This is a genomic window from Paenibacillus sp. 1-18, from assembly GCF_000520755.1.
Taxonomy (GTDB): domain Bacteria; phylum Bacillota; class Bacilli; order Paenibacillales; family Paenibacillaceae; genus Paenibacillus; species Paenibacillus brasilensis.
This window is the reverse complement of the sequence record NZ_ASSB01000219.1, coordinates 1-5316: the sequence shown is the minus strand read 5'-3', so window position 1 is coordinate 5316 and position 5316 is coordinate 1. Positions and strand designations below refer to the sequence as shown.

Below are 5316 nucleotides of genomic sequence, written 5' to 3'. Positions count from 1 at the left end.
TGGCAGGGTGCCGCAAGCCGTTGCGGGCGAGGTCAACGATGGGCCGCTGCGTGCAGCTCAAAAGCAGGTGGCTGAAGCTGGTCTCGCTGATCGCATTATGGTTAGAAAGGGAGACGGCTTGGCTGTGATTAAGGCTCATGAGGTCGATGTTATTACGATAGCCGGCATGGGCGGTGCCTTGATCGCTTCGATATTGGACCAAGGAAAAGACAAGCTTGCATCAGTGAAGCAACTGGTTTTACAGCCCAACGTCGGTGAGGATATTTTACGCCGTTGGTTGATTGAGCATCAGTGGGTATTAACAGGCGAGCATATCATGGAAGAGGACGGGAAAATATACGAAATTCTAACGGCAATACCCGCTTCCGAATCCCCTTTTAAGCAGGACGAGCTGTATCGACCATGGGAGCTTCCCGGAAGCTCGTTGGTGCTGACTCGGGATTGGCTGATGCAACTCGGACCGTTATTGGTCAAAAAGCCGAATGAAGTCTTTTTCAGGAAATGGAAGCTGGAAATTCGGAAGCTTCAGGATGTACTGGCACAGGTCTCGCGGTCTGAGCAGGAATCTGCGCAGCATAAGCAGGAGCAGTTGCGTAAACAAATTGAACAATTAGAGGAGGTACTTGCATGTTTGCCAAAGGACAAACAGTGATTAGCTATATGGAGCAGCTGGCACCCAAATATTTGGCAGTTCCGGACGACAGAATCGGGCTTCAGCTTGGTAGCCTGCAGAAGGAAATCAAAAACATATTGATCGCTCTGGATGTCAATGACGAGGTTGTCGAAGAGGCGATCCGCGTAAAGGCTGACCTCATTATTGCCCATCATGCGATTATATTCCGCCCACTTAAAGCTTTGAACACAGATCAGCCTGCGGGTAGAATGTATGAGAAGCTGATCAAGAATGATATTGCCGTCTATATCAGTCATACGAATCTGGATACGGCAGAGGATGGCATGAACGACTGGATGGCAGAAGCCTTGGGGATTCAAAGTGAAGGCTCGCTGGAAGATGTTCACACGGAGCAACTATTCAAGCTTGTCGTTTTCGTACCCAAAACACATCATCAAAAGGTATTGGACGCCGTGCTGGGTGCCGGAGCCGGGCATATTGGCAATTACAGTCATTGCAGCTTTAATATTGATGGCTACGGTACTTTCGTGCCGGGTGAAGGCACACAGCCATTTTTGGGTGAGCCGGGCAAAATGGAACGTAGTGAAGAGGTTCGGATTGAGACCATTGTACCACAGGGTGTACGCAATAAAGTTGTGCAAGCCATGCTGAAGGCCCATCCTTATGAAGAGGTGGCTTACGACCTGTACCATATGGATTTGCAGGGCCGTACCTTTGGCTTGGGGCGGGTGGGCAGGCTTAAAGAAGCCCGCACGTTACACGAGTTTGTAGACGATGTGAAAAACGGATTTGACGTCGAGCATGTACGCGTAGTGGGCGACCTGAACCGAACGATCAAAAAAGCAGCTGTGCTGGGAGGCTCGGGTAGCCGATATGTGAATAAGTCGCTTTTTAAAGGAGCAGACGTATTAGTCACGGGGGATATTGACTACCACACGGCACAGGATGCCCTGATGGCGGGGATCGCCATTATTGACCCTGGACATAATGCTGAGAAGATTATGAAGTCTAAAACGGCAGAATGGATGCGCAAACGGCTTGAAGAAGGACGATACGCGACGGAGGTACATGTATCCCAGGTGGATACTGAACCTTTCCAATTCTTGTAAATATCTAGCTTCTATGAGAAAATAAAGGTGTTTCATTACTTTTAGTTCATAGGGGAGAGGTTACGTGCGAACATTAATTGCTGATCCTGTGATTCATGCCTATCCGAGGATGGTTGCTGTTGTTACTTCCTGCCATAATGGTGTGAAAAATGTAATGGCCTCTGGCTGGCATACCTATATAGGATCATCACCAGGCATGTATGGCATTTCGTTGCGGAAGGAAACGTATTCACATGGTCTGATAGAAAAAAGTGGGGGCTTTGGTGTTCAATTTTTGCCTGCCCACAGATCGGAATTGATTCAGGCTGTAGGTACTTTTAGCGGTAGAGATATAGATAAGTTCCAGCATTTCGAGATTGCATATGAGGACGGAGTTACAGTGGATGTCCCTATATTGCTGGAAGCTTATCTTGCTTATGAGTGCAAAGTGGTGGATATTCATACCTGTGGGGATCATGATTGGATTGTCGGTGAGATCAAGCAGAGCTTACCGGGATGATGAACTTTTTCTGGATGAAGACACACCTGAATTTAGTAAGCTGCATATTCCGCTATACGTGGGTCGCTCTACTTATCTTGTGGCAGATAATACGTTGCAAAAGAAGGTACACCCCTTTTATTTGGACAAATAAAGGAATTTTCCTATTTTACAATAATTTCAGGTTGTATCGTGCGCACGTTCCCTGTATACTATGTAATGTTGTTCGGAAAGTTTGACAGACAATCGCTGGCGGCGTGAGCCGCGAGAGGAAAGTCCGGGCTCCATAGGGCAGGATGCTGGATAACGTCCAGTCAGCGCGAGTTGAAGGATAGTGCCACAGAAATGGACCGCCGATGGCCGCATGCGGCACAGGCAAGGATGGAACCGAGGTGTAAGAGACCCCGAGGAACGCTGGTGACTTCGTTCCTGGTAAACCCCATCTGGAGCAAGACCTAATGGGACACAGCTTCTTCGTGAAGCAGCCTTAGCCCGAGGTGTGTCTAGGTTGGTCGCTGGAGCCGGATAGCAATATTCGGCCTAGATAGATGATTGTCGCTTGTAGTGGGAGGGTAGTTCCCGTCTGTACCACGATAGCACAGAACCCGGCTTACGGAAAGCTTTCCCCACTGCAACACCTTAAAATGCATGAATTTAACCTTTATAATTGATCTGTTTGCATGAAAAGCTGTAATTTAAGTTGTCATAACCAAACGGTAATTTAACTGTATTTTTCAAATGTATTTATTAAAGAAAAGGGTGAGGTAATGTTCCTATTGGAGACATAATCCACCCTTTTTTTATATACGGTATTTACGCAAGTACGTCTATTTGTAGGTCTATTTAATTTAATGGATCTTTTCAAAGCAGAATGAAGCCCCCAATATCATGTTGGGGGCTTCATTCGTTTTTCCATCTACTCATTTCCTCTACCGTAAAAACGTGCGGGGATAGGGCACGCAGTTAGCGTAGCGGAGCATTTGGATCTGGAGAAGCGAAGCGTTCGCCTTTGCCTTCGGATTCCACCATACTATTCAAATTCAAAAGGAGTCCGAGGGCAACAGCGATCGCAAGATCAAATGATTCGCGAAGCGGCCTCACCGTGTCAAGTTCCTCAGCGCACGCTTTTTTCCAATCTTTCCTCTGTATACATCTTCAATGCCCGATCCAAACGGTCAACCGCTTCAGGAAGCAGGGAAGGATCGGTATGCGTGAAGTTGATCCGCATATGGTTGCTACCGCTCAGATCAGCATAAAATACTTGTCCAGGCACAAATGCGACGCCTTCCTGAATGGCCAGTTCCAGCAAGCGATCGGAACGGAAGCCTTCCGGTAAAGTAACCCACATAAACATGCCTCCAAGAGCATCATCCCACGTAATGCCTTCCCATTGACATTCTTTCATCAGCGTTGTGAGGCGGAGCATACGAGAATGATATTCGCTGGATACGGTACGAATATGTCCATCCAAATCAAAAAAGTCCAAGAGCTCATTTAAAGCACGTTGATCGATACTGCTGGAGTGCAGATCAGCAGATTGCTTGGCTTTCGAGACTTTATTGACAATCGCTTGATCAGCAATCAACCATCCGGAACGAACACCAGGAGCAACGGTTTTGGAGAATGTAGAGGTGTACATGACATGACCGTCTCCGCCTTGCTGTTGGTTAATGGAGAAGAGAGATGGGAAGTTAAGGTTTTCGTCAAATTTGAGACGTCCGTAAGGATCATCCTCAAAAATCAAAGTTTCGTATTTACGGCATAGCTCAACAACGCCTGTTCTGCGTTCCATGCTCCATACACTGCCCGCCGGGTTGGAGAAGGTTGGTATGACATACACGAATTTAGGCTGATGCTCCTTGAGCTTGGCTTCAAGATCATCTAATTGCATACCGTTGGAGTCTGTATTTACACTTATAATGTTGACGCCATAGGACTTAAACACCTGAAGAGCTGCCAAATAAGTAGGGGACTCCACTAATACAGTATCCTGCGGATCAAGCAGCACACGCGACACCAGATCAATAGTCTGCTGCGAGCCCGTCGTCATGATGATGTTATCTCTGGTAACGGAGATGCCTTGGGATGCCATCATGGTTGTAAGACGTTCCCGTAGAGGAATGTATCCATCGGTTAGACCGTATTGAAGCGCGGTAGTACCGCCAAGACGGAATACCCGCTCATAGGCTTTAGCAACCGCTTCAAGAGGGAAAAAGGCGTCGGCTGGAAGACCGCCAGCCAGGGATAACACTTCTGTTCCCTGTGTCAGCTTCAAAATGTCCCTAACGATGGACGAGCCTTGAGTACGAGCCATACCCGAAAATTTGTATTCCAATCCAATCATCTCCTGTGTTCTACTGTACTATGAAATTTATTGTATTATAACAATAATGAAGTATAACAGTAAACAACAGAATATAACAGTTGATTGGTTTGATCGAAAGCCGAAAAAATTCTGATTCCAAATAAAAATTCAACCATACAAATCATTTTCGCTTAAACCTTGTAATTGTTCAGTGCAAGCTTGAAATGCTTGGTTTTCTCGCTAGAAGGATTCCCGTAGAGATGATAAAGGATGCTTCTTGTATTCCATATTTTCTCGAATTGACTTTCTGCCCGGACATCATTTTTATCTTATAGTATAAGATAAAAGCCAGAAGGTGTTGTGACCATTGGATTATAAGGCATTAGCGACAGAACTATTCGAGTATGTTGTCAAAACGAACAAGCCGCAATTAGAAGAGAGGGGGCACTACTCACGTGGTGAAATGGGGATACTCATCTGTCTGAATTTCAATGAGGACGGGGTTACCTCGGGCCGCTTGAGCGAGTACTTGTCCGTCAGTACGGGACGGGTAGCAACGGCGCTGAAGAGCCTGGAGAAGAAAGGTCTGGTTGTACGCCGTACTGATGTGACCGACAAACGTAAGGTGATTGTATGTATTACAGATTCAGGCAAGCAATTTATGATTGACAAGTATAATGAAGGAATCGCATGGACCGAGAGCATTCTTCGCAAGCTGGACGAACAAGATGCGAAAGAATTTATCAGACTCATTAAGCTTATTGTCTCTAAAAGCTGAATTCCTATGCAG

4 protein-coding genes, 1 other RNA gene and 1 pseudogene are annotated in these 5316 nt (G+C 46.4%); 5 read left to right on the top strand and 1 reads right to left on the bottom strand.

Annotation, left to right across the window (positions count from 1 at the left end):
* The 4 genes and pseudogenes from L693_RS0113835 to rnpB form a co-directional block, all read left to right on the top strand.
* Positions 1–652, top strand: a 652-nt coding sequence (locus L693_RS0113835; protein ID WP_025717766.1) for a tRNA (adenine(22)-N(1))-methyltransferase, incomplete at its 5' end; no start/stop codon positions are given.
* Positions 628–1743: a Nif3-like dinuclear metal center hexameric protein gene (locus L693_RS0113830; RefSeq protein WP_025717765.1), complete on the top strand. Its 1116-nt coding sequence runs from the start codon at positions 628–630 to the stop codon at positions 1741–1743. The genes L693_RS0113835 and L693_RS0113830, both read left to right, overlap by 25 nt.
* A 64-nt stretch (positions 1744–1807) precedes the next feature.
* Positions 1808–2375, top strand: a pseudogene (locus L693_RS0113825) (flavin reductase family protein).
* A 76-nt stretch (positions 2376–2451) separates the two neighbouring features.
* Positions 2452–2849: RNase P RNA component class A (gene rnpB, locus L693_RS28090), an RNA gene on the top strand.
* A gap of 486 nt (positions 2850–3335) precedes the next feature.
* On the opposite strand, the gene L693_RS0113820 is transcribed toward rnpB, so the two are convergent.
* Positions 3336–4556: an aminotransferase-like domain-containing protein gene (locus tag L693_RS0113820; RefSeq protein WP_025717764.1), complete on the bottom strand. Its 1221-nt coding sequence runs from the start codon at positions 4554–4556 to the stop codon at positions 3336–3338.
* Positions 4557–4893: 337 nt separating this feature from the next.
* Here L693_RS0113820 and L693_RS0113815 point away from each other — a divergent pair, with 337 nt between their 5' ends.
* Positions 4894–5304, top strand: coding sequence for a MarR family winged helix-turn-helix transcriptional regulator (locus L693_RS0113815; protein WP_025717763.1), 411 nt, complete (start codon positions 4894–4896; stop codon positions 5302–5304).
* The last annotated feature ends 12 nt before the right edge of the window (positions 5305–5316 follow it).